This is a genomic window from Jatrophihabitans sp. YIM 134969 (genome assembly GCF_054456675.1).
In genome coordinates, this window is the sequence record NZ_JBTJEQ010000029.1 from 13,644 (window position 1) to 31,801 (window position 18,158).

Below are 18,158 nucleotides of genomic sequence, written 5' to 3' on the forward strand. Positions count from 1 at the left end.
TCCTCCGATGTCCGGGCCCCCCTCAGCCGCGCAATCTCGTTCGTGTCCGGCGGAGACGCCGCCGGGGACGGACCGGGAGGCCCACGATGAGCAGCTCCTTCACCACCTACGCCACCGTCGTCGAGGACCAGTACCGCCGCGAGCGCGCGACGCACGACCTGCGGACCTCCGCCGGCGTCCGCCACCACAGCCGGTTCCTCGGGTGGCGCGACCGCCGCCGGAACGGCACCGCCGCCAAGTGAGGCGCACGGTGTCCGTCGGCGGTACGACCGGTCGTGCGATCGGCGGGGCGACCGTCGGCACGACCGGCAGCGCGAACGACGGGGCGACCGACGGGGTGACCGGCACCGTGGTCGGCGACCCCGCCGCCACGGTGACCGGCGCTCCCCGCCCGACCGCGCCCCACCTCGGCCCGACGTCGGGCCGCAGATGACGGCCGTGACGTCGGCCGCGATGTCGGCGGGGCCCGCCATGATGGTCGCCGTGCCCCGTCCGTCGACCCCGCTGGTCGGCCGCGCCGAACCGCTCGCCGTCCTCACCGAGGCGGTCGAGCACGCCGTCGCGGGCCGACCGGGCGCCGTGGTGCTGTCCGGTGACGCCGGCGTCGGCAAGACCCGCCTGCTGGCCGAACTGCTGGCCGAGGCCGAGCGCCGCGGGGTCGCCACCGTCGTCGGTCACTGCCTGGACTTCGGCGAGACCGCCCTGCCCTTCCTGCCGTTCACCGAGGTGTTCGGCCGCCTCGCCGAAGAACGGCCCGAGGAAGTCGAGCGCGTCGTGGCCGCCCACCCCGACGTCCAACGCCTGCTCCCGGCGCACCGGCGCCCGGCGGGCTCCACCCCGACACCCGCCGACGACCGCGTCGACCGGGTGGCCCTGTTCGAGGCCGTCACCGCCGCGCTCGGCGAACTGGCCGCGGCCGACCCGCTGCTGCTGATCGTCGAGGACGCCCACTGGGCCGACGAGTCGACCCGCGACCTCATCGGCTTCCTGCTCACCCGGTTGAGCGGTCAGCGTCTCGCGGTGGTCGTGTCCTACCGCAGCGACGACCTGCACCGTCGCCACCCGCTGCGCCGCGTCGTCGCCGAGTGGAGCCGGTTGCCCGCCGTCCGTCGCCTCGACCTCACCCCGCTGGCCGCGGCCGACGTCGCCGAACTGGTGCACGGGCTGCGCCCCGAACTCGGCCCGGGTGCGGTGCGCTCCATCATCGACCGGGCCGACGGCAACGCCTTCTACGCCGAGGAGCTCGCGACCTCGGCCGACGGATCCGCCGGGCCTGCCGTTCCGCCGGACCTCGCCGACCTCCTGCTCGTGCGGGTCGACCGGCTCTCCGACGCGGGTCGGACGGTCGCCCGCGTGCTGTCGGTGGCGGGTCGGCCGACCCCGCACGATCTGGTCGGCGTCGTCAGCGGTCTCACCGACGCCGCCCTGGACGACGCGTTGCGCGAGACCGTCGACGCCCACCTGGTCGAGGCGCGCGGCGAGGGCTACGCGTTCCGGCACGCGCTCATGGGGGAGGCCGTCGACGACGACCTGCTGCCCGGCGAACGGGTCCGGCTGCACACGGCGTTCGCCCGCGCGCTCGCCGACGACCCGTCCCTCGGTTCCTACGCCGAACTGGCCCTGCACGCCCGGGCCTCCCACGACCTCGCGACCGCCTACGACGCCGGTGTGCGCGCCGGGGACGAGGCCTTCGGCGTGGGCGCACCGGCCGAAGCCGGTCGGCACTACGAGCTGGCCCTGGAACTGGTCGACCGCCTGCCCGAGACTGCCGAGTCGCGGTCACGGTGGGAACTGGTCACCGACCTGGCCGACGTCTACCTCGTGGCGGGGTACCCCGAGCGCGCCCGCGCCCTGCTCGACGACGCCCTGCGCGACCCGCGGCCCCGCACCCCCCGCCAGCAGGCCGACCTGCTGTACCGCTCGGCCCAACTGCACTACTTCTTCGACGAACAGGGCCGCGCCGTCGAGGAGGTCGACGCCGGTCTGGCCCTGCTCGAGGGCGGCCCACCGAACTCCACCGCGATCGGCCTGCTCAGCATCAAGGCCCGGGTGCTCGACTCCGCCTCCCAGTGGCGGGAGGCGCTGCAGGTGGCGCGGCACGCGGTCGAGTTGTCCGAGAGCACCGATCCGGCGATGGACTCACCGCTCGCCCGGGAGGCGCGGGCGGACGCGCTCGCCACGCTCACCGTGCTGAACCGCCGCACCGACGACACCGAGCAGACCCTGCGCGACCTGCGCGAACTGGCCGACCGTGCCCGGGCCGACGGTGCGGTGTCGGTCGAACTGCGCAGCCGGCACAACCTCGGCACCGTCCTCTACGAGAGCGGACGGCTGCAGGAGGCCGTGGCGTTCTACAGCGACGTCGTCGCACTCGCCGAACGGACCGGGCAGCTGTGGTCGCCGTACGGGCTCAGCTCCCGCATCACCCGCAGCGTGGTGCTCTACGAGCTCGGCCGTTTCGACGACGCCGTCACCGGTCTCGCCCTGCCCGACGCCCCGCCGGTCCAGGCGCCCGCGCTCGCCGCCACCCGCGCCCTCGTGCTGGCGGCGCGCGGCGACACCGACGCCGCCACGGCTCGCTCGACCCGTCACGCGTGGATGTTCGACCCGCAGTTGGCGATCATCGGCGCGGCCGCGGAGGCCGAGATCCTGGCTCGCGCCGAGGGTCTCGACGCCGGCCGCGAGCACCTCGGTGCGGCCGTCGACCTCATCGCCGAGAGGTGGGGTGACACCGAGTTCATGGCCCGGGTGCGGATGGGAGCCCTCGCGGTCGGGCTCGTCGCGACCCACGCCCCCGAGCTGTCGTCGGCCCAGTGGCCGGACGCCCTGGACTGGGCGCGGGCGCAGGTCGTGGCCGCCCGCCACGCCGCGCGCGTCGCCCGCCCCGGGTCGGCCGAGGTCGGTCCGGAGGGGCGGGCCTGGCGGGTGCGCCTCGAGGCCGAGTGGGCCCGCCTACGACGTCTGCTCGACGTTCCCCCCGCCCCCGCCCCCGACCCCTCCGCCACCACCACCTCCTCCCACCGGGCCGACACCGCCGGTCCGGCCGACGCCACCGTCGACGGAGTCGACGGTGGCGACGGCGTCGACGAGGGCGACCGTGCCGCGTCTGCCGCGGACCACGTCGCGCTGTGGCAGCGGGTCGTCGACGCGTTCGGCTACGGCCCGGCCTACGAACTGGCGCGCAGCCGCGCCCGGCTCGCCGACGCCCTGCGGGTCGCGGGCGACGTCGAGGCCGCCACCGCCACCGCCGCGCTCGCGCGCGACGCCGCCCGTCAGATCGGCGCGCGGGCCTTGCTGGACGAGCTCACCGGTCTGGCGACCCCGACCCGCCGCGCCGCCGAACCCACCCGCAGCCCCACCGCCCGCGAGCACGAGGTGCTCACCCTCATCGCCGACGGCCGCACCAACCGCCAGATCGCCAAGGCGCTGTTCATCTCCGAGAAGACGGTGAGCGTGCACGTGTCGAACGTGCTGGCCAAGCTCGGCGCCGCCAGTCGTACCGAGGCCGCGGCCATCGCCCGCCGCGACGGCCTGCTCGACTGACGACCGCCCCCTCGCGCGGGTTCACGGGTCGTCCCAGGGCAGCAGCCGGACCGGGCCGAGGGGCGCGAGCAGGGTGAGCGGGTCGAGGTAGCGCTCGCCGAGGCGGGCGCCCCAGTGCAGGACGGCGCCCGCGGGGAAGCTGCCGTGCGCGCCCTCGAGCCGACCGAGGACCGTCCCGGCCGCGACGACGGCCCCGGCGGCCACGGCCGGGGTGAGCGGCTCGTAGGAGGTGCGGACCCCGTCGGCGTGCAGCACGGTGACCACGCCGCGGCCGGCGACCGGCCCCGCGAAGGTCACCACGCCCGCGCCCGCCGCCAGCACCGCCCCGCCCGGCCCCGCGCGGAGGTCGACGCCCCGGTGGCCCGGGGCGTAGGGGCCGACGTCGTCGAACCCGCGCAGCACCACGAGCGGACCGGCCACCGGCGCGCGGTACGTGACCACGGGCGGGTTCGCGGAGAGCGCCGCGGCCGGCGAGGCCCACACGACGAGCAGGGTCAGCAGCGCGACCGCGCCGTGCCACCACCGTCGTCCGTCCACGGTCCCGACAGTGGCCCGACCACGTGGCCGGCGCGAGGTCTCCGGCCGATCTGTGGACGAGCGTGCGTCGTCCACAGGCCGTGAGGGAGCAGTGAGCGCAAGCGCTACGATGAAGAGGCACTCCGCGCGAGCGGGGTGACTTCGCGTGCCCTCCGCACGCCGCACCGTCCCCCGTGGGTCGGCTCGTGGCGGCGGCAGCGCGGTCGTCCTCGGTCCCGGTCCGCTCTCGGACCCGGCCCACCGACCGTGCGGTCCGGGGCACCAGGGCGGCGGTCCGACCGGGCCGTCGCGACAACCGAGGACCGCGCACCCTGCGATCCGACGCGCCGCCGGGACCGTTCCGGACGGTGCGCCGCCGCACGCGCGAGAAGGAGAGAAACGGGTATGCCCGTCGTCACCATGAAGGAGATGCTCGACTCGGGCGTCCACTTCGGTCACCAGACCCGCCGTTGGAACCCGAAGATGAAGCGCTTCATCTTCACCGAGCGCAACGGCATCTACATCATCGACCTCCAGCAGACGCTGGCCTACGTCGACTCGGCCTACGAGTTCGTCAAGGAGACCGTCGCCCACGGCGGCACGGTGATGTTCGTCGGCACCAAGAAGCAGGCCCAGGAGGCCATCGCCGAGCAGGCGACCCGCGTCGGGATGCCCTACGTCAACCAGCGCTGGCTGGGCGGCATGCTCACCAACTTCCAGACCGTGCACAAGCGCCTGCAGCGCCTCAAGGAGCTCGAGGCCATGGAGCAGAACGGCTGGGAGGGCACGGCCACCAAGAAGGAACAGCTCATCCTGACCCGCGAGAAGATCAAGCTGGAGCGCACGCTCGGCGGGATCCGCGAGATGGCCAAGGTGCCGTCGGCGGTCTGGATCGTCGACACCAAGAAGGAGCACATCGCGGTCGGCGAGGCGCGCAAGCTCGGCGTCCCGGTCATCGCGATCCTCGACACCAACTGCGACCCCGACGAGGTCGACTACAAGATCCCGGGCAACGACGACGCCATCCGCTCCGCGGCGCTGCTCACCCGCGTGATCGCCGACGCCGTCGCCGACGGCCTCATGGCCCGCGCCGCCAGCCAGGCCAACGCCGGTCGCGCCAGCGAGACCGACCCGGGTGCGGCCGCCGAGCCGCTGCCGGAGTGGGAGCGCGACCTGCTGCAGCCCGCGGGCGCCCAGGAGTCCGACTCCGCCCCGCAGACCGCCGCCGAGGTGCCCGCGGGCGCCCCGAGCGTCGCGGACGCCGGAGCGGTCGCCGAGCAGGTCGAGGACACGAACACCGGTTCCGCCAAGGAGACCATCCCGGCGCAGGACCGGCCGTGACCCAGCACCAGTGATCCACCCGCCCGCGTGGGCCGGACCGTCGCTCGACGGACCGGTCCGCGCGGGCGGTCGCACGCCACGACACACCCAGCACAACCAGATGAGACGGGACGACAGATGGCGAACTACGCCGCCGCAGACGTGAAGAAGCTCCGGGACGCCACCGGCGCCGGGATGATGGACGCCAAGAAGGCCCTCGACGAGACCGACGGCGACTTCGACGCCGCGATCGAGGTCCTGCGGGTCAAGGGCGCGGCCAAGGTCGCGAAGCGCGCGGGCGACCGCGAGGCCGCGAACGGCCTGGTCGCCGCCGCCGAGAACGCGATGATCCTGCTGGCCTGCGAGACCGACTTCGTCGCCAAGGGCGAGGACTTCCAGACCCTGGCCGGCAACATCGTGGCCCACCTCGCGGGATCGAGCCTCGACGAGGCGTCCGCCGGTGCCGCCGACCCGGCCGCCTTCGCCGAGAAGCTCAAGAACGAGACGCTCGCCGACGGCCGCACCGTGCAGGAGAACATCGACGCCCTGGCCGCGGTCATCGGCGAGAAGCTCGTGCTGGCCAAGGCCGTCAAGCTCTCGGGCACCGTCGCCACCTACCTGCACAAGAAGTCGGCGGACCTCCCCGCGCAGGTCGGTGTCCTCGTGCAGTTCGCCGGTGACGGCGAGCAGGCCCTGGCCGCCGCCCGCGGCGCCGCCATGCAGGTCGCCGCGATGCGTCCGGGCTACCTGCAGCGCGAGGACGTCCCGGCCGAGACGGTCGAGACCGAGAAGCGCGTCGCCGAGGCCAAGGCCCGCGAGGACGGCAAGCCGGAGCAGGCGCTGCCCAAGATCATCGAGGGCACCGTCAACAGCTACTACAAGAACAACGTGCTGCTCGAGCAGGCCTCGGTGCAGGACCCGAAGAAGAGCGTCAAGGCCCTGCTCGACGAAGCCGGCGTGCTGGTCACCGGGTTCGCGCACTTCGAGGTCGGCTGATCCACCCCGGGCGGTGACGCCCACCCCCGTTGCTGTGGGCAACGATCGCGAGATCGTTGCCCACAGCAACGAACTTCCCGCCCGCGCTCCGGAGGAGAACACGATGGCCGCCACCGTCACCGAGGGTCCCTACCGACGCGTGATGCTGAAGCTGTCGGGTGAGGTCTTCGGCGGCGGCGCCGTCGGCGTCGATCCCGACATCGTCGCCGGCATCGCCGGTGAGATCGCGGAGGCCGTCCGCGGCGGCACCCAGGTCGCGATCGTGGTCGGTGGCGGCAACTTCTTCCGCGGCGTCGAGCTGCAGCAGCGCGGCATGGACCGCGACCGCGCCGACTACATGGGCATGCTCGGCACGGTCATGAACTGCCTGGCGCTGCAGGACTTCCTCGAGAAGGCCGGCATCCCCACCCGCGTCCAGACCGCCATCGCGATGGGCCAGGTCGCCGAGCCGTACGTCCCGCGCCGCGCCGAACGGCACCTGGAGAAGGGCCGCGTCGTCATCTTCGGCGCCGGCGCCGGCATGCCGTACTTCTCCACCGACACCGTCGCCGCCCAGCGCGCGCTGGAGATCGGCTGCCAGATGTTGTTCATGGGCAAGAGCGGCGTCGACGGCGTCTACGACTCCGACCCGCGCAAGAACCCGGACGCCAAGAAGATCGACGCGATCAGCTACGAGGACGTCGTGTCCCGCGGGCTGCAGGTCGCCGACTTCTCCGCGTTCATCCTGTGCCGCGACAACAACATGCCGATCACCGTGTTCGGACTCCAGCCCGGCAACATCACGCGCGCCCTGCGCGGTGAGAGGATCGGCACGCTGGTCACGGCCTGAACGCCTTCGACCGCACGCACCACGAGCACGAGCGACGACCAGACGGGGAGCGAGAGATGATCGACGAGGCCCTCTTCGAAGCCGAGGAGAAGATGGAGAAGGCGGTCGACGTCGCCCGCGCCGACATGGCCTCCATCCGCACCGGCCGCGCGACCCCGAACGCGTTCGCCCGCCTGTCCGTCGACTACTACGGCGCCCCCACCCCGATCCCGCAGCTGGCGTCGGTGAACATCGCCGAGGCCCGCATGGCCGTCATCAAGCCCTACGACGCCACCCAGCTGCAGGCCGTCGAGAAGGCCATCCGCGACAGCGACCTCGGTGTCAACCCCACCAACGACGGCACGGTCATCCGCGTCGTGTTCCCGCAGCTGACCGAGGAACGCCGCCGCGACATGGTGAAGGTCGCGCGGGGCAAGGGTGAGGACGGCAAGGTCTCGATCCGCTCGGTCCGCCGCCACGCCAAGGACGCCCTCGACAAGCTGGTCAAGGACGGCGACGCGGGGGAGGACGACGTCCGCCGCGCCGAGGCCGAGCTGGACAAGCTCACCAGCCGCTACACGACCACCGTGGACGACCTGGTGAAGGCCAAGGAAGCCGAACTCCTCGAGATCTGATGGGTCGCCACTCCAACCCTGACGACGACGGGGACGACGCCGCAGCGGTCCTCGAGTACGAGCGCGCACTCGCGACCGGCGAGATCGACCTCGCGTCGGTCACCGAGACCGGGCGGCACAGCTTCCCCGACCTCGCCGACGTCCCCCTCGGTCCGGACCCGCTCGAGGCGCACACCGCCGCGGGCGACGTGTCGACCTCGACCCTGCACCTGGTCGCCGACGACGCCGTCGAGGAGACGCTCGCCCACACCGAGCCCGCGGTCGACCACGCCCCGCCGCTGCGCCTCGACCCGCCGCCGCTCACGCTCGACCCGCCGCCGACCGACGAGCAGACCTGGGCCGACCCGACCTCCTCGGCCGCGGCCCCGGTCGAGACGCCGCCGGTCGCCGACCCCCCGGTCGCCGGCCCCCCGGTCGTCGAAACGCCGGTTTTCGAGGCGCCTGCTGTCGACGCGCCGGCTGTCGAGGCGCCTACGGTCGAGGCCGAGCCCGTCGAGGATCCGCCCGCCGGGTGGACGGGTCCAGGTCCGACCGACGGCACCGGCCGCACCCTCGCTCCCGAGGTGACCACCCGCTCGTCCGGAGGCGTGCGAGACACCTCGGACACCGCGGACGGTGCGGTGGCCCTGGCCGAGGTCGAGGCGGCGGCACCACCGACCGTGCCGGCGTTCGCGAGCTCGCCGCAGACCGAGGAGGCGCCGCCCGACGCCCCCCGCTCCTCACGGGCCGGGCGCGACCTCCCCGCGGCGATCGGCGTGGGCGTGGGCCTCGGCGCGGTCGTCCTGCTGACCCTGTTCCTCTACAAGCCGAGCTTCGTCGTCGTCGTGATCCTCGCCGTGGTCTACGGCTGCTACGAACTGCGGACCGCGATCGCGACCGTCGAGGCCCGGCCGCCGCTGGTCCCGCTCGTGCTGGGCGGCGCGGCCATCGCCTACACGACCTACCGCAGCGGCCCGAACGGCCTGGTGGTCGCGACCCTGCTGACCGCCACCGCGATCGTCATCTGGCGGCTGGGGGAAGGCGCCGCGGGCTACCTGCGCGACGTCGCGAGCGCCGTCTTCATCCTCACCTACCTGCCGGTGCTCGCCGCGTTCGCGGTGCTGCTGTCGGTGCCGGGCGACGGCGCCGCGCGGGTCGTCACGTTCGTCGCGCTCGTGGTCTGTTCCGACACCGGCGGCTACGCGGTCGGCGTGCTGTTCGGGAAACACCCGCTCGCACCGGGGGTCTCGAAGGGCAAGACCTGGGAGGGCAGCGCCGGGTCGCTGCTCGCGTGCGGGGTCGCGGGCGTGCTGTTCATGACCCTGACGTTCCACGAGGACTGGTGGAAGGGTCTGCTCCTGGGTGTCGCGGTGATGATCGCCGCGACCCTCGGCGACCTCGGCGAGTCCATGCTCAAGCGCGACCTCGGCGTCAAGGACATGGGCCGGCTGCTGCCCGGGCACGGCGGGCTGATGGACCGCCTCGACTCGTTGCTGCCGTGTGCCGCCGTCGCCTACCTGCTGCTCCAGCTGTTCACCTGAGGTCCTTCGCGAGCACCTCGAAGTAGAGGTCGTCGCGGCGCGGTGCGCCGAAACGCGGGTCGCCGTACGGGAACGGCTTGGTCTCGCCGGTGCGCGCGTAGCCCATGCGCTCGTACCAGGCGGTCAGGTCGGTCCGCTGCGCGATCACCGACATCTCCATCGTCGTCACACCCCACCGCTCGACGGCGTACCGCTCGGCCTCGGCCATCACGGTGCGGCCGACACCGCCACCCGTCCGGCCCGGCTGCACCGCGAACATGCCGAAGTACGCGACGCCGTCACGGCTGGCGCGCAGTTCGCAGCACGCCAGGACCGAGTCGTCGGGGTCGAGCCCCAGCAGGACGACGGCCTGCGGCTCGGCGATCAGCGCGCGGACGTCCTGCACCAAGATGCGGTCGCCGTCGAGCAGGTCGGCCTCGGACGTCCACCCCTGCCGGCTGGTGTCGCCGCGGTAGGCGGAGTGGACGAGGGCGGCGATGACGGGGGCGTCGGCGTCGACGGCTTCACGGAACTGCACGCCACCATCTTGGCTGTCGGACCCACGGACCACACTGGCGGTGTGGACCTCACCCTCGCCGACTGGCGGCAGCGGACGGCGGCGCTGTACCTGTCCGACCTCGACCTGGCCGGGTTCCGGGCCGGGCGCGACGCCATGTTCGCCACCCACCCGCAGTCGCCGGTCGACCCGTCGTCGTTCGAGGGCCTGCCCTACTACCCGGCCTCGGACCACCGGTGCGAGGCCACGCTGCACCCCGTCGACGGCCCCGAGGCCACGGCGACGGTCGAGGTCGACACCGGCGGTGAGGACGGCGTGGTCACCTACCGACGCCTCGGCCGGGTCGACACCCCGTGGGGTGCGCTGACGTTGTTCTGGATCGCGGCCTACGGCGGCGGGCTGTTCCTGCCGTTCCGCGACGCCACCAGCGGTCAGACCACCTACGGCGGCGGCCGGTACCTCACCGACACCGTCAAGGGCACCTTCGGCCGCGGCGTCACGCTGACGGGCGGCACCACCGTCCGACTCGACTTCGACTACGCCTACAACCCGTCGTGCGCCTACGACTCCCGCTGGGCGTGCCCGCTCCCGCCGGTCGAGAACTGGCTCGAGCAGCCGGTCGAGGCGGGGGAGAGGACACTGGAGGGGCCATGACCACGCTCCCGCTCGTCTTCGACGCCCCCCGCCGCGGCAAGCCGCCCCGCCACCTCGCCGACCTCGCCCCGTCCGACCGCAAGCAGGCCGTCACCGACCTCGGTCTGCCGGGCTTCCGGGCCGACCAGGTCGCCCGCCAGTACTTCGGCCGTCTGACCCGCGATCCCGCCGACATGACCGACCTGCCGGTGGGGCTGCGCGAGCAGCTCGCGACCACGCTGATGCCCCCGCTGCTCACCGAGGTGCGCCACGTCGAGACCGACGAGCAGACCACCCGCAAGACCCTGTGGAAGCTGTTCGACGGCACGCTCGTCGAGAGCGTGCTCATGCGCTACCCCGACCGGCTCACCGTCTGCATCTCCTCGCAGGCCGGCTGCGGCATGGCGTGTCCGTTCTGCGCCACCGGCCAGGGCGGCCTGCAGCGCAACCTGTCCACGGCCGAGATCGTCGACCAGGTCGTCGCGGCCGCGGCCTCGGCCGCCGCGGGCGAGTTGCCGGGCGGACCGGTCCGCCTCTCGAACGTCGTGTTCATGGGCATGGGCGAGCCGCTGGCCAACTACAACCGGGTGGTCGCCGCGCTGCACCGGCTCATCGACCCGGCGCCCGACGGCCTCGGCCTGTCGGCCCGTTCGGTGACCGTCTCGACCGTCGGGATCGCCCCGGCCATCGACAAGCTCGCCGACGAAGGCCTGCCGGTCACCCTCGCGGTGTCGTTGCACGCCCCGGACGACGCACTGCGCGACACCCTGGTCCCGGTCAACAACCGGTTCCCGTTGACCGACGTGCTCGCCGCGGCCGACCGTTACGCCGCCCGCACCGGGCGTCGTTACTCCATCGAGTACGCGATGATCCGCGACGTCAACGACCAGCCGTGGCGCGCCGACCTGCTGGGCGACCTGCTGGCGGGCCGGCTCGCGCACGTCAACCTCATCCCGCTCAACCCGACTCCCGGCAGCGAGTGGGACGCCTCCCCGAAGCCGGTGGAGCGGGAGTTCGTCCGTCGCGTCAAGGCGGCCGGGGTGTCCTGCACCGTGCGCGACACCCGCGGCCGGGAGATCGACGGCGCCTGCGGGCAGCTCGCCGCCAGCGGCTGAGTTCGAGGTTCGTCAAGTTCGTTGACCGTCCAGTTCCTTGACGGTCATGCTGGTGGCATGCCCCACGACGAGCAGACCGCGACGACCCCCTGGTGGGAGGAGGTCGCCACCTCCGCCCTGTTGCGGGCGGCGTGGCGCTCGTACGGCGAGGTCGTCAGACGGGCGCTGGCCGAGGCGGGCTTCGACGACCTGCCGCGCAACGGCGCCTACGTCGTCGGGGCCACGGCGCGCGGTTCGCTGTCGATGTCGGAGCTGCCGCGGGCGCTGGGCGTCACCAAGCAGGCGTTCAGTCAGCTGGTCGACACCCTCGTCCTGCGCGGGTACGTGGAACGCGTCGCGGTGCCCGACGACCGCCGGCGGATCACGTTGGGGCTCACCGACCGCGGACGCGAGGTCGCTGCGCTGACCGACGAGTGTGCCCGGCGCTCGGACGCCGCGCTCGCGGTGGCCGTGGGCGACGCCGACGCCGTCGCGACGACCCGCCGGGTGCTGGGCGCCATGACGCAGTTGCCGGCCGACCTCGCCGTGACGCAGCCGGTTCACGGGTAACGCCTCACCGCGCGCGGGCATGACGGTGTCGTGCCCGACGTCGACGAGAAGCCCACCGACTCCGCGAAGGGGCCGACCTTCACCGAGAAGGGCAAGGCCTTCGAGCGGGACATGACCTACATCACCGACCGCATCACCGCGCGCGAGGGCGCGTCCGCCGACCCGCACGAGGGTCCGCTCGACACCCCCACCTGGCCGGTCGAGCCCGGTCGTTACCGCCTCGTTGCCGCGCGGGCGTGCCCGTGGGCCAACCGCGCCATCATCGTGCGGGAGCTGCTCGGCCTCGGGGACGTCATCTCGATGGGGCTGGCCGGACCGACCCACGACGCGAGCAGCTGGACGTTCGACCTCGACCCCGGCGCCGTCGACCCCGTGCTCGGCTACGAACGGCTGCAGCAGGCGTACTTCGCGCGGTACCCGGACTACGGGAAGGGCATCACCGTGCCCGCGGTGGTCGACGTCCCGAGCAAGGCCGTCGTCACCAACGACTTCCCGTCGATCACCCACGACTTCTTCTTCGAGTGGCGCGACCACCACCGTCCGGACGCACCCGACCTCTGGCCGGACGACGTCCGCGACGAGATGGAGTCGGTGATGAAGCGGGTCTTCACCGAGGTCAACAACGGTGTCTACCGCTGCGGTTTCGCCGGCTCCCAGGAGGCGTACGAGGCGGCCTACGACCGGCTGTGGGTCGCGATGGACTGGCTCGAGGAGCGGCTCACCGACCGCCGGTACCTCATGGGCGACGCGATCACCGAGGCCGACGTGCGGCTGTTCACGACCCTGGCTCGCTTCGACGCCGTCTACCACGGCCACTTCAAGTGCAACCGCAACAAGCTGACCGAGATGCCGGCGCTGTGGGGCTACGCCCGGGACCTGTTCCAGACGCCCGGCTTCGGCGACACCGTCGACTTCGACCAGATCAAGAAGCACTACTACGTCGTGCACACCGACATCAACCCGACCGGCATCGTGCCGAAGGGCCCGGACCCGTCGGTCTGGCACACCACGCACGGTCGCGAGAAGCTCTAGCCCCGACGACGCCCGCGCCGCCCCGGCCGGCGTCGCCCGATCAGGTGGTCCGACGAGGTGGAGGGTCGTCATGGCGGAGCTGGAGAAGCTGTCCGCGACCGAGGTGCAAGAAGCCGGGCTCACGGACTGGCGGCAGATCCTGAACCGGCTCAAGGCCCGGTACTCCACCGTCGACCTGCCGGCGGGCGTGGAGCTGACCCACCGGATCGGCCGGCTCGCGGCCGAGGCGGACGCGCACCCGGAGATCACGCTGACGCCGGGCAGCGTCGTCCTCGCGCTCTCGACCCCGCAGGCGCGCGGGATCGCCGGACGGGATCTCGAGTTGGCCGCGAGGATCACCACCGTGGCAGCCGACCTCGGCGCGACGGCCGACCCGGCCGGGCTCACCCAGGTGGAGTTGGGACTGGACACCTCCCGCGACGACCACCTCGCGCCGTTCTACGCGACCCTGCTCGGATCGACGGTGCAGGGCGGCGAGCCGGTCGATCCGAGCGGACAGGTGCCGACGATCTGGTGGCAGAACCCGGACGCGTCCGATTCCGGTTCGGCCCTGCCGGCGCAGGACTTCCAACAGCGGTGGCACCTCGACGTCTGGGTCGCTCACGACGACGCCGAGCGACGCCTGCAGGCCGTCCTCGACGCCGGCGGGCGGCTGGTCAGTGCCGAGAACGCGCCGTCGTACCGGGTCGTCGAGGACGCCGCCGGCAACCGCTCCTGCATCTGCACACCGTCCGGCCGCTAGACCCGACGGCGCCGCGTGGACGTCACGGGCGGCGGCCGACGACCACCAGTTGCGGACGCGGCGACGGCGAGACGGGTGGGAAGCGCAGGTCGACGACGAGCTCGAGTCCGGCCGCCCCGAGCATCGCGATGAGGTCGCCGGGCTCGTACAGGTGCGTGGTCCAACGGACCGGGACGTCGCCGTAACCACTGGTGCGCTCGACGTCGCCTGCGCCGCGGTGGGTGCCGATCATCAGCTGCCCACCCGGCCGGAGCGCCGCCGCCATCGTCGCGACCACCTGCGGCAGGACCTCACGGGGCAGGTTGAACCACGACCACCAGCCGAGCACGCCACCCAGCGAGCCCGGTTCCGGCTGCACGTCGGTCACCGAGACCGCCTCGAACGCGATGTCCGGGTACCGGCGGCGGGCGTGCTCGACCATCCGCGGCGACAGGTCGATCCCGGTCACCTCGACCCCGGCCGCGCGGAGGTACGCCGACACCTGCCCGGGTCCGCAGCCCGCGTCGAGCACGGGCCCGACGTCCCGCACCTGTTCGGCGAACGCGTCCAGCGCGGCCCGCAACCAGGGCTCAGGCCGCAGGTCGCCCATGCCCATCGCGACGTAGTTGTCGGCCACGGCGTCGTAGGAGCGGCGGACCGCCTCGAGGTCGGACGGGGTGTCGGTCACCGCCCGGACGTTAGAGCGCGCCTCCGACAGCGGCGGTGCGCTCGGTGCCGGTCGCGGTGAGTGACGCCAGCAGGGCGAGCTTCTCGGCACTGCCGGTGCCGGGCACGGGGTGGTGGATGACGAGGGTCAGGCCGCCGACCTCCAGCCGCTCCTTGTAGACGACCAGCTCGCCGACCTGCGGGTGCTGCATCGCGGTCTCGCCGCACTCGCGGACGGCGACGTCGTGCCGCGCCCAGAGCTCCGCGAACCGCGCGCTGGCCGCGGACAGGTCGCGGACCAGTTCCACGAGGCGGGGGTCGTCGGTGTCGGTGCCGACGGCCTGGCGCAGGCCCGCGACCATCGAGGCCATGGCCTGCTCGTACCGCGGGCACAGCACCCACTCGCCCGGGTCGAGGAACATGCTGCGCACGCGGTTCGCCCCGGCCCGCAGCGTGGCCGAGACCGCCGTCGCCAGCGAGTTCGCGACCAGCACGTCGGTGTAGCGGTTCTCGACGAACGCCGGCAGGTCGAGGGTGTCGACGAGCGCGCGCAGGCTCGCCGGGACGACGTCGGGTCGCGCCGGACGCGGGCGGCGGCCGGCCGGCACCGCCAGGCCGAGCAGGTGGGCCGCGGCGTCGTCGTCGAGTAGCAGCACGCGCGCCAGCGACTCGACCACCGGCACGGACGGGTGGTGGTCACGCCCCTGCTCGAGTCGCAGGTAGTAGTCCGCGCTGATCCCCGCGAGCATCGCGACCTCCTCGCGGCGCAGCCCGGCCACGCGGCGCGTGCCTCCGGGCACCAGTCCGACGTCCTCGGGTCGGACCAGCTCGCGGCGGGCCCGCAGGTACTCGCCGAGGCGGTTGTCGTCACGCACGCTCCGACGGTAGCCAGCCGCCCGGTCGGCCGGGTGGTCCTGCCACTCCCAGGGGAAAGCGGGCCACCGACCTCGGACGCGGCGTCGCCACGCTGGACCGATGACCCAGAAGACGCCGCCCGGCGGTTCCCTCGCCCTCGCCCCCGACCTCGAGCTCTCCCGCGTCGGCTACGGCGCCATGCAGCTCGCCGGCCCGAACGTCATGGGCCCGCCCGCCGACCCCGCCGAGGCGGTACGGGTCCTGCGTACCGCGGTCGACCTCGGCGTCACCCACGTCGACACCAGCGGGGCGTACGGGCCCGAGGTGGTCAACCGGCTGATCCGCGAAGCCCTGCACCCCTACCCCCACGGCCTGCACGTGGTCACCAAGGTCGGGGCGCACCGTGACCCGGAGGGCGGCTGGCCGGTCGCGCGGGAACCCGGCCAGATCCGGGCCGCCGTGCACCGCGATCTCGACGTGCTCGGGCTCGACGTCCTCGACCTGGTGTACCTGCGTGCCGGTGGTCCGCTCGGTCCGGTGCCGGGGTCGGTCGAGGAGGCGGCGACCACGCTCGCGCTGTTGCACCAGGCTGGGCTGATCCGCCACCTCGGCATCAGCAACGCGACGCCCGAGCAGGTGGCCGAGATGCGAGCGATCGCGCCGGTCGTCGCCGTCCAGAACCTCTACAACCTGGCGTACCGGGTCGACGACGACCTCGTGGACGCGCTGGCGGCCGACGGGATCGCCTACGTGCCGTTCTTCCCGCTCGGAGGCTGGAGCCCGCTGCAGTCCGCGCGGCTCACCGAGGTGGCCGACCGGCTGGGGACGGGAGTCCGCGCGGTGGCGCTGGCGTGGTTGTTGCAGCGTGCACCGAACATCCTGCTCATCCCGGGCACGTCGTCAGTGGCGCACCTGCGCGAGAACGTCGCCGCGGCCGGGACGGTCCTGTCCGCTGCCGACGTCGCGTGGCTCGACGCGTCCTGACGCCTACGCCGTCAGGCGTGCCGCATCCGCAGCCGCCGCGAGCGTTGCACCCAGCACCGGTCCGTGACCCGGCAGGACGATGTCGGCGTCCAGGGCGGCGAGGGTGTCCAGTTGGTCGACGACGCCGGCCCGGTCGTGGTCGAACCACGGCGGGAGCAGCTGCGGTCCCTCGACCCGGGAGAGGGCGTGGCCGGTGCACAGCGTGTCGCCGGTGACCACGGCTCCGGCCGACGGGATCAGGTAGGCGGTGTGACCGCTGGTGTGGCCCGGGGTCGGCACCGGGACCGGGCGGCCGGGGACGTCCAGGGCGTCGTCCCACGCCGTGACCGTCGTGTAGGACGTCGCGGACCGCACCGTGGTCTTCGCGCTGCCGCCCGCTCGCGAGATCCGCAGCGCCCACGGCAGCACGCCGTGCCCGGCCAGGTGCTTCACGACGTCGCCGACCCCGGCCGACTCGTGCCGCTCGCCGTGCAGGTTCGCCAGCTCGCCGGGCCCCGCGTACACGGGGACCTCCGCGTCCTGCAACAGGGCCGGGAGGGCGCCGACGTGGTCGACGTGGCCGTGGGTGACGAGGACCGCGGCCACGTCACCCCAGGAACGTCCGACGGCGTCGAGGGATTCGCGGACGGCGCCGGCGTACCCGGGATATCCGGCGTCGACCAGCGTGACCGCCGAGCCCTCGACGAGCAGGGTCCAGTTGACGTCGCGGCCGCGGGCGAACCACACGTCGTCCGCGACCTCGGTGACGCCCAGCAACGCCGACATCAGTCGAACTCCGTGGGCAGGGACGGGTCGTGGGCGTGCGCGACGATCCGGGCGAGTTCGTGGGGGAGCACCCGTCCGGTCGACAGCTCCGGCAGTTCGTCGAGGCCGAACCAGCCGACGTCGAGGGTCTCGAGCTCGCTGGGCGGCGCGTAACCGCCGGTGAGGCGGCACAGGAAGAACAACTTCCACATGGCGATGGGGAACTTCGGGGTGTGGCCCTGGGTGTCGCGGTCCCAGCACCCGACGAGCTTGACCGCCTCCGCCTCGTAACCGGTCTCCTCGCGCACCTCGCGCACCACGGCGAGCGACGGGGTGTCCAGGGGGTCGGCGAAACCACCGGGCAGCGACCAACGGCCGTCGAGACGTTCGCGCATCATGAGCAACCGGTCGTGGTCGTCGACGATCCCGCCGCGGATCTCGACCTTCGGGGTGACGTAGCCGAAGTCGGCGTCCAGGGGCAGCGCGAAGTCGGCGGCGGGACGGTCGGCCAGCAGTCCGAACAGCCCCGCGGCGACGGCCTCCAGTTGCACCCACCGGTCGCGGTCGAAGTCGTTGGTCGTGTAGGCGAGACCGTCGCGGGCGAGCGACGACACACGGATCGCGGCCTGCCGCACCTGCTCGGCGGGCTCCGGCGCCACTGTTGCAGCCGGCAACAGTGCCAGCCGCAGCCGTTCGAGTTCGGCGGCCGGGTCGGCCGTCATGCCGGTGTGGATCGGACCGGGCTGCACCACCGTGCTGCGTGGCGCGGTGAGCCACCGGAAGCGGGCGCCGATGCCGTCGGGGGCCGGCCCCTCGGCCGCCGAGGCCAGGGCGTCGCGGACGGCGTCCACGTCGAGCGACGGGTCGAGCATCCGCCACCGGACCGGATCGTCGCAGGTCGCGACGGCGAGGAAGTCGTGGGCCCGGCTGTAGAGCACCACGCCGGCGTTGAGCGACTCACCGCGGTCGACCCGCGGCACCACCCGCAACAGCGCGTACTCGTACGGTTCGCGGCGCACGGACCC

General features: G+C 73.3%; 20 protein-coding genes. 14 read left to right on the top strand and 6 right to left on the bottom strand.

Annotated features, from left to right (window positions below; translation table 11 throughout):
* Positions 1-86: 86 nt before the first annotated feature.
* Genes ACXR2U_RS15375 through ACXR2U_RS15385 form a run of 3 tightly spaced genes read left to right on the top strand, consistent with a single transcriptional unit; the run spans position 87 to position 3,543 of the window.
* Positions 87-242, top strand: a complete 156-nt coding sequence (locus ACXR2U_RS15375; RefSeq protein ID WP_458825938.1) for a hypothetical protein — start codon at positions 87-89, stop codon at positions 240-242.
* The gene (locus ACXR2U_RS15380; RefSeq protein ID WP_458825939.1) at positions 239-433 is read left to right on the top strand and encodes a hypothetical protein; all 195 of its coding nucleotides are present in this window, start codon (positions 239-241) and stop codon (positions 431-433) included. The genes ACXR2U_RS15375 and ACXR2U_RS15380 overlap by 4 nt, the downstream gene beginning before the upstream one ends.
* 5 nt (positions 434-438) lie before the next feature.
* Positions 439-3,543, top strand: a complete 3,105-nt coding sequence (locus tag ACXR2U_RS15385; RefSeq protein WP_458825940.1) for a helix-turn-helix transcriptional regulator — start codon at positions 439-441, stop codon at positions 3,541-3,543.
* A 21-nt stretch (positions 3,544-3,564) separates the two neighbouring features.
* On the opposite strand, the gene ACXR2U_RS15390 is transcribed toward ACXR2U_RS15385, so the two are convergent.
* Positions 3,565-4,080, bottom strand: a complete 516-nt coding sequence (locus ACXR2U_RS15390; protein ID WP_458825941.1) for a peptidoglycan DD-metalloendopeptidase family protein — start codon at positions 4,078-4,080, stop codon at positions 3,565-3,567.
* Positions 4,081-4,464: 384 nt separating this feature from the next.
* Between ACXR2U_RS15390 and rpsB the strand changes: the two genes are divergently transcribed.
* The 5 genes from rpsB (at position 4,465) to ACXR2U_RS15415 (ending at position 9,338) form a co-directional block, all read left to right on the top strand.
* A complete protein-coding gene (rpsB, locus tag ACXR2U_RS15395; protein WP_458825942.1) occupies positions 4,465-5,400 on the top strand; it encodes a 30S ribosomal protein S2 in 936 nt (311 codons plus the stop codon).
* Between the two features lie 117 nt (positions 5,401-5,517).
* Positions 5,518-6,375, top strand: coding sequence for a translation elongation factor Ts (gene tsf, locus ACXR2U_RS15400; RefSeq protein WP_458825943.1), 858 nt, complete (start codon positions 5,518-5,520; stop codon positions 6,373-6,375).
* Positions 6,376-6,478: 103 nt separating this feature from the next.
* Positions 6,479-7,204 (top strand): UMP kinase, encoded by a 726-nt coding sequence (pyrH, locus tag ACXR2U_RS15405; protein WP_458825944.1) that lies wholly within the window; start codon positions 6,479-6,481, stop codon positions 7,202-7,204.
* 56 nt (positions 7,205-7,260) lie between these two features.
* Positions 7,261-7,818, top strand: coding sequence for a ribosome recycling factor (gene frr / locus ACXR2U_RS15410; protein ID WP_458825945.1), 558 nt, complete (start codon positions 7,261-7,263; stop codon positions 7,816-7,818).
* On the top strand, positions 7,818-9,338 hold the full coding sequence (locus ACXR2U_RS15415) for a phosphatidate cytidylyltransferase (RefSeq protein WP_458825946.1): 1,521 nt from the start codon (positions 7,818-7,820) through the stop codon (positions 9,336-9,338). Before frr ends, ACXR2U_RS15415 begins: the two co-directional genes overlap by 1 nt.
* Here the strand turns inward: ACXR2U_RS15415 and ACXR2U_RS15420 are convergent.
* Positions 9,331-9,855: a GNAT family N-acetyltransferase gene (locus ACXR2U_RS15420; RefSeq protein ID WP_458825947.1), complete on the bottom strand. Its 525-nt coding sequence runs from the start codon at positions 9,853-9,855 to the stop codon at positions 9,331-9,333. The genes ACXR2U_RS15415 and ACXR2U_RS15420 overlap by 8 nt on opposite strands.
* Positions 9,856-9,897: 42 nt before the next feature.
* On the opposite strand from ACXR2U_RS15420, the gene ACXR2U_RS15425 reads away from it, so the two are divergent.
* From ACXR2U_RS15425 to ACXR2U_RS15445, 5 genes are all read left to right on the top strand, one after another.
* A complete protein-coding gene (locus ACXR2U_RS15425; RefSeq protein ID WP_458825948.1) occupies positions 9,898-10,488 on the top strand; it encodes a DUF1684 domain-containing protein in 591 nt (196 codons plus the stop codon).
* A complete protein-coding gene (rlmN, locus tag ACXR2U_RS15430; RefSeq protein WP_458825949.1) occupies positions 10,485-11,582 on the top strand; it encodes a 23S rRNA (adenine(2503)-C(2))-methyltransferase RlmN in 1,098 nt (365 codons plus the stop codon). Before ACXR2U_RS15425 ends, rlmN begins: the two co-directional genes overlap by 4 nt.
* A 57-nt stretch (positions 11,583-11,639) precedes the next feature.
* The gene (locus ACXR2U_RS15435) at positions 11,640-12,131 is read left to right on the top strand and encodes a MarR family winged helix-turn-helix transcriptional regulator (protein ID WP_458825950.1); all 492 of its coding nucleotides are present in this window, start codon (positions 11,640-11,642) and stop codon (positions 12,129-12,131) included.
* Positions 12,132-12,242: 111 nt separating this feature from the next.
* The gene (locus ACXR2U_RS15440) at positions 12,243-13,163 is read left to right on the top strand and encodes a glutathione S-transferase family protein (RefSeq protein ID WP_458825989.1); all 921 of its coding nucleotides are present in this window, start codon (positions 12,243-12,245) and stop codon (positions 13,161-13,163) included.
* 70 nt (positions 13,164-13,233) lie between these two features.
* On the top strand, positions 13,234-13,905 hold the full coding sequence (locus tag ACXR2U_RS15445) for a 4a-hydroxytetrahydrobiopterin dehydratase (RefSeq protein ID WP_458825951.1): 672 nt from the start codon (positions 13,234-13,236) through the stop codon (positions 13,903-13,905).
* Between the two features lie 22 nt (positions 13,906-13,927).
* Here ACXR2U_RS15445 and ACXR2U_RS15450 read toward each other — a convergent pair whose 3' ends face one another.
* Both ACXR2U_RS15450 and ACXR2U_RS15455 read right to left on the bottom strand, forming a co-directional pair.
* Positions 13,928-14,572: a class I SAM-dependent DNA methyltransferase gene (locus ACXR2U_RS15450; protein ID WP_458825952.1), complete on the bottom strand. Its 645-nt coding sequence runs from the start codon at positions 14,570-14,572 to the stop codon at positions 13,928-13,930.
* Positions 14,573-14,582: 10 nt separating this feature from the next.
* Positions 14,583-15,425, bottom strand: a complete 843-nt coding sequence (locus ACXR2U_RS15455) for a helix-turn-helix transcriptional regulator (protein ID WP_458825953.1) — start codon at positions 15,423-15,425, stop codon at positions 14,583-14,585.
* A gap of 100 nt (positions 15,426-15,525) precedes the next feature.
* Between ACXR2U_RS15455 and ACXR2U_RS15460 the strand changes: the two genes are divergently transcribed.
* A complete protein-coding gene (locus tag ACXR2U_RS15460; protein ID WP_458825954.1) occupies positions 15,526-16,389 on the top strand; it encodes an oxidoreductase in 864 nt (287 codons plus the stop codon).
* Between the two features lie 3 nt (positions 16,390-16,392).
* On the opposite strand, the gene ACXR2U_RS15465 is transcribed toward ACXR2U_RS15460, so the two are convergent.
* On the bottom strand, positions 16,393-17,154 hold the full coding sequence (locus tag ACXR2U_RS15465; RefSeq protein WP_458825955.1) for an MBL fold metallo-hydrolase: 762 nt from the start codon (positions 17,152-17,154) through the stop codon (positions 16,393-16,395).
* A complete protein-coding gene (locus ACXR2U_RS15470) occupies positions 17,154-18,152 on the bottom strand; it encodes an NUDIX hydrolase N-terminal domain-containing protein (RefSeq protein WP_458825956.1) in 999 nt (332 codons plus the stop codon). Before ACXR2U_RS15470 ends, ACXR2U_RS15465 begins: the two co-directional genes overlap by 1 nt.
* Between the last annotated feature and the right edge of the window lie 6 nt (positions 18,153-18,158).